The following is a 5,443-nucleotide window of genomic DNA, read 5'->3' on the forward strand; positions in this document are numbered from 1 at the left end:
TTTGTGGGGGGGTTTGGAGGCTTCGGGGGATTGTCAGTGGATCGGCGTGTGGTCACGCCGCCTACATTAAGCGCTTGGCTAAAGAAAAAAGCCTCTACAAAACTGTTAGATATCGCAGTGAGTAGGGGCTTTTTTGTGGGGGGGTTGTGGGGGCTTGTCGTGATTGTCAGTCGATCGGCGTGAGGGCACGCCTCCTACATTAAGCGCTTGGCTAAAGAAAAGCCTCTACAAAACTGTTAGATATCGCAGTGAGTAGGGGCTTTTTTGTGGGGGGGGTTGTGAGGGCTTGTCGCGATTGTCAGTCAATCGGCGTGAGGGCACGCCTCCTACATTAAGCGCTTGGCTAAAGAAAAAAGCCTCTACAAAACTGTTAGATATCGCTGTGAGTAGGGGCTTTTTTGTGGGGGGGGTTGTGGAGGCGTGTCGTGATTGTCATTCGATCGGCGTGAGGGCACGCCTCCTACATGAAAACGCACCATTGTTTTCGACAGGCCGCTAGAGGCGGCTCCCACAGACAACAGGGTGCTATATTTGTAGCGAGCGACGCCTCGTGCAAGAGAATCTGGTGCTATAGGCAGGGCACATTGCCGCCAAAAGGGCTCCTGCATGAGAACCTAAAGGTAGGAGTCCCTTCTAGAGGCGAGGGGGATAAGTTCAGCGGATAACGCAAGCGACTAGGACGTCTAGCAACCAGTCGCTTGCCGCGTTTTAGCGGTTAACTATCCTCTGGTTCATAGCCTAGATTAGGCGATAACCAACGTTCAGCATCGGTTTTTTCCATGCCGGTACGTTTGGCGTAGGATTCCAACTGATCTTCCCCTATCTTGGCGACGCCAAAATACTGCGAGTCGGGATGGCTGAAATACCAACCGCTGACCGATGATGTGGGTAACATCGCATAGCTATCGGTGAGCGTCATACCGGTACGCTGCTCCACATCCAATAACTTCCACAGCAGCGCTTTTTCGGTATGCTCAGGACAGGCTGGATAGCCGGGCGCAGGACGTATACCCTGATATTTTTCTTTGATCAGCGCTTCGTTATTCAATGCTTCATCGGCCGCATAGCCCCAGAATTCACGTCGAGTACGGGCGTGCATGTACTCGGCAAGTGCCTCGGCCAGACGGTCGGCAAGCGCTTTGACCATGATACTGTGATAGTCATCGTGATCCGCTTCATAGGCATCAATCATCACCTGATCACCAAAGCCTGCGCTGACCGCAAAGGCGCCAAAGTAATCGGCTTTCTCACTGGCTTTAGGTGCAATAAAGTCGGTTAGACACATATTCGCCTTACCTTCCGTTTTTTCCACCTGCTGACGCAGATGGTGAAGCGTCATCAGTACTTCTGAGCGACTCTCATCGGTATACAGCTCGATATCGTCATCATCAATGCTATTAGCTGGGAAGAGGCCAATCACGGCACGAGCCTCCAGTTTTTTGTTATCAATGATGTCATTCAGCATGGCTTGAGCATCAGAGAAGAGTCGCGTCGCTTCTTCGCCGATAATCTCATCATTGAGAATGCGCGGATAACGGCCAGCGAGCTCCCACGAGTGGAAGAATGGCGTCCAGTCGATATAGTCACGCAGGGCATTGAGATCGATATGCTCAAAGGTTTGAATACCTAGTTGAGCGGGTACTGGTGGGGTGTAGTTAGCCCAGTCAATGTTGAACTTATTTGCCCGTGCCTGAATCAGTGATACCCGTCGTGCTTGACTCTGACGTTCGGCATAGCGTTGCCGAACCGCCTCATAATCATCCTGTATCTCTTTAACGTAAGCCGCTTTGCGCTCAGCGGAGAGCAGCGTGCTGGCAACATTAACGGCGCGGGACGCGTTAGTCACATGGACCACTTGATCTCGGTTATAGGCTTTATCGATCTTAACCGCCGTATGGGCTTTCGAGGTAGTCGCGCCACCTATCATTAATGGGATACTAAACTCTTGACGTTCCATCTCTTTGGCCACATGAACCATCTCATCGAGAGACGGAGTAATCAGACCGGAGAGCCCAATAATATCCACATTTTCTTCTCGGGCGGTACGCAAAATTTTCTCGGCAGGTACCATCACACCGAGATCAATAATCTCGTAGTTGTTACATTGCAGTACGACGCCAACGATGTTTTTACCGATATCATGAACGTCACCCTTAACGGTTGCCATCAAGATTTTACCCGCTGTTTCGCTGGCGGCACCGGCTTTTTCCGCTTCGATAAAGGGCATCAGATAGGCGACTGCTTTTTTCATGACTCGGGCGGATTTCACCACCTGCGGCAGAAACATCTTGCCGGCACCAAATAGATCACCTACCACGCCCATGCCATCCATGAGAGGGCCTTCGATGACTTGAATTGGGCGTTCGTACTGATGACGACACTCTTCCACATCGTCATCGATATACTCAGCGATACCCTTAACCAGTGAGTGAGACAGACGTTCAGCAACGGGTAGGCTACGCCATTCTTGGGTTTTCTCTTCAACCTGTGCGCCGTCACCGCGGTATTTCTCGGCAATCTCCAATAGATTTTCGGTGGCCTCGTCAGAGGTGTTCATAATCACGGCTTCTACCGCCACGCGCAGCTCTTCTGGAAGGTCATCATAGATGGCCAGTTGTCCCGCGTTAACGATACCCATATCCATACCTTGCTGAATCGCATGGTAGAGGAATACGCAGTGAATCGCCTCGCGTACTGGGTTGTTACCTCGGAAAGAGAAGGACACGTTGGAGACCCCGCCGGAGATCATCGCGTAGGGCAGGTTCTGCTTGATCCAGCCGGTGGCGCGAATAAAGTCCACCGCATAATTATTGTGCTCATCGATACCCGTCGCCACGGCAAAGATGTTGGGGTCGAAGATAATATCTTCCGGTGGAAAGCCGACGGTTTCTGTCAGCACTTTATAGGAGCGCGCACAAATTTGAATTTTGCGTTCTTCGGTATCCGCCTGACCATCTTCATCAAACGCCATCACCACCACGGCCGCACCATAACGACGTAACAGGTTGGCCTGATAGATAAACTTCTCTTCGCCTTCTTTCAGGCTGATCGAGTTAACGATACCTTTACCTTGAATACACTTAAGGCCTGCCTCGATCACTTCCCACTTAGAGGAGTCGATCATAATTGGCACACGGGAGATATCCGGTTCAGAGGCGATCAGCGTCAGGAAGCGCACCATCGCGGCCTCTGCATCCAACATGCCTTCATCCATGTTGATATCGATAATCTGAGCGCCGTTTTCTACCTGCTGACGGGCAACGTCTAAGGCGGTTTCGTAATCACCCTCCTTAATCAGACGTTTAAACATCGCTGAACCGGTGACGTTAGTTCGTTCACCTACGTTAACAAACAACGTGTCTTGATTGATATTTTGTGGTTCAAGGCCCGATAAACGGCACTCGATAGGAATCTCAGGAATCGCGCGAGGGGCTGATTCATTAGCCGCTTTGCCCATCGCGGTGATGTGTGCGGGGGTAGTACCGCAGCAGCCACCGATAATGTTGAGAAAACCGGCTTGAGCCCATTCGCGGATCTCGCTAGCCATCTGTCTTGGGGTTTCATCATAACCGCCAAAAGCATTCGGTAAACCCGCATTAGGGTGAGCAGATACATAAGTATTGGCAATACGCGAGAGTTCTTCAACATATTGACGTAATTCGGTCGGCCCTAAGGCGCAGTTGAGACCAATAGATAAGGGCTTGATGTGTCGCACCGAATTCCAAAAGGCTTCGGTGGTCTGGCCGGATAGCGTGCGTCCAGAAGCATCGGTAATGGTGCCGGAAATCATCACGGGTAAACGCAGATGATGATCTTCAAAATATTGATCCACCGCAAAAATAGCGGCTTTGGCATTGAGTGTGTCAAAAATGGTTTCGATCAGAATGAGATCGGCGCCACCCTTTACCAGGCCGTCGATGGACTCGGTGTAAGCCTCGACAAGCTGATCAAAACTGACATTACGATAACCCGGATCATTAACGTCTGGGGAGATAGAGCAGGTGCGGTTAGTAGGCCCTAAAACACCGGCAACATAACGCGGTCGATCTGGGGTTTCGGCGGTCACTTGATCGGCAACTTCACGGGCGAGTTGCGCGGCGACTAAATTGATCTCATGACTGATCGATTCCATCGCGTAATCGGCCATGGCGATGGTGGTGGCATTGAAGGTATTGGTTTCAATGATATCCGCACCGGCTTCAAGATAAGCGCGATGAATACTGCTGATAATCTTTGGTTGGGTTAACACCAATAGGTCATTATTGCCTTGTAGATCGGTTTCCCAATGAGCAAATCGGTCACCACGAAAATCAGCCTCATTCAGTTTATGATCCTGAATCATTGTGCCCATGCCGCCATCAAGCACTAAGATGCGTTCTGCTAGGGCTTGTTTGAGCTGCTCGGTCTTATCTGTCTGAATTCCTGCTACCACGCTAAAAACCTATTATAACCTATTGTAAAGGCGGCTATTTTATATGATTTTTTTAACTTTTGGGTGACTTAGCTTCATCTCTTCATGAAAAACATTGAGGTTAGCCTTTTTTACCTCGAATTGGGCGGGCATTGACAGCGCTTAGCCTACTTATCGCGTTAATTATCAGGGTGAATTTCGCGGTTAACGCTTCTAGGGTCTTAAAATTCTTAAAATTCCGAGTACAATAGCCTCCGTCAATAGGTAAGCTTATCTATAACTTAAGTTTACTAAAGGCTTACCTATTGGCGGGCACGTTGATAAGCGGTACTCGCTAAGTGTTACTCGCGCTTAGTGTCAGACTTAATGTCAACGTATCCCCGTTGTTGTTACTGACAGGACGACGCTGACATGCTTGTTAGCGCTGATTACGTCCGGTTTATCCGGCCAATTTGAGATCTAGGTCATCATATGTTGCAAACATTTTTAAAAACTAAACTTCATCGCGTTACGGTTACTCATGCAGAGCTTTATTATGAAGGCTCTTGTGCGATCGATGGCGTTCTGCTGGAACGCTCCGGTATCAAAGAGTACGAGCAGATTCATATCTATAATGTTAATAATGGCGAGCGTTTCACCACTTATGCGATTCGGGCTGAAGATAACAGCGGTATCATTTCTGTCAATGGGGCCGCCGCGCACCGAGCGTCCAAGGGGGATCTACTGATTATCTGTTCATACGTGCAACTCGATGAACAGGAAGCCGACAGCTTTCAGCCAACGCTTTGCTATTTTGAAAATGCTAAGAACGAAAATGATGCTCATCGCGTCAGTCAAGAAGAGCTATATCAACGCAATGTGATGACGGGCATCAAAAATAGCATCAAGGTACAGAGTAGTGAGTAATATCTGAAACGATCATGTTTATCTAAGGAAGGTGCGAACAAGTCAATTACGCCTCTGGCTTACAGAGAAGTTGGAGATCAAGGCAACAGTTACAGGCATACTGGTTGTACGTCGAAAAATGTTAAC

At 49.3% G+C, this 5,443-nt stretch carries 3 protein-coding genes; 2 read left to right on the forward strand and 1 reads right to left on the reverse strand.

Annotated features, from left to right (window positions below; all coding sequences use genetic code 11):
* Positions 1 to 183, forward strand: a 183-nt coding sequence (locus tag Q4488_RS18570; protein ID WP_303582062.1) for a hypothetical protein, incomplete at its 5' end; no start/stop codon positions are given.
* 532 nt (positions 184 to 715) lie between these two features.
* Here the strand turns inward: Q4488_RS18570 and metH are convergent.
* Positions 716 to 4,432 (reverse strand): methionine synthase, encoded by a 3,717-nt coding sequence (gene metH / locus Q4488_RS18575; protein WP_303582064.1) that lies wholly within the window; start codon positions 4,430 to 4,432, stop codon positions 716 to 718.
* 450 nt (positions 4,433 to 4,882) lie between these two features.
* Between metH and panD the strand changes: the two genes are divergently transcribed.
* Complete coding sequence (gene panD, locus Q4488_RS18580) at positions 4,883 to 5,317, forward strand: aspartate 1-decarboxylase (protein WP_303582066.1); 435 nt, start codon at positions 4,883 to 4,885, stop codon at positions 5,315 to 5,317.
* Positions 5,318 to 5,443 lie beyond the last annotated feature (126 nt).

The sequence above is a fragment of the Amphritea sp. 1_MG-2023 genome, from assembly GCF_030547545.1.
Lineage (GTDB): Bacteria > Pseudomonadota > Gammaproteobacteria > Pseudomonadales > Balneatricaceae > Amphritea.

What these genes read in the sequence shown, in the direction of transcription:
- panD (WP_303582066.1), top strand. Translation starts at nt 4,883, where the DNA reads ATGTTGCAAACATTTTTAAAAACTAAACTTCATCGCGTTACGGTTACT.